The following is a 306-nucleotide window of genomic DNA, read 5'->3' as shown; positions in this document are numbered from 1 at the left end:
CGACCCCGTAGACGCCGATGCGATCTGGGTCACTGAAGTGTGGACCGATCAGGCTAGCCACAAGGCCTCCCTGCAATTGCCGGAAGTCCAGGCCGCCATCGCCAGGGCGCGCCCCTTCATCGCTGGCTTCGAGTTCCAGGTCGAGACCCATCCGGTCGGCGGCTTCGGCCTTCCGGCCGAGAAGAGCGGCTGAAAGCGGGACCGGCGCGAAATCGAATTCTTCGCCGGGAACCGGGTTCGCGTTTGCCTGTCTCCGGTCTGGAGCAATTTCAGGAAAAATGTGAACCGGTTTTCCGTGAGAAATTA

1 protein-coding gene is annotated in these 306 nt (G+C 61.4%); it reads left to right on the top strand.

Features of this window, described 5'->3' with window-relative positions; translation table 11 throughout:
- Positions 1–193: antibiotic biosynthesis monooxygenase (locus tag EN874_RS33010; protein WP_348631839.1), on the top strand; the 193-nt coding region annotated here is incomplete at its 5' end.
- Between the last annotated feature and the right edge of the window lie 113 nt (positions 194–306).

The sequence above is a fragment of the Mesorhizobium sp. M1D.F.Ca.ET.231.01.1.1 genome (assembly GCF_003999155.2).
Classification (GTDB): domain Bacteria; phylum Pseudomonadota; class Alphaproteobacteria; order Rhizobiales; family Rhizobiaceae; genus Mesorhizobium.
This window is presented reverse-complemented; position numbering and strand designations above follow the sequence as displayed.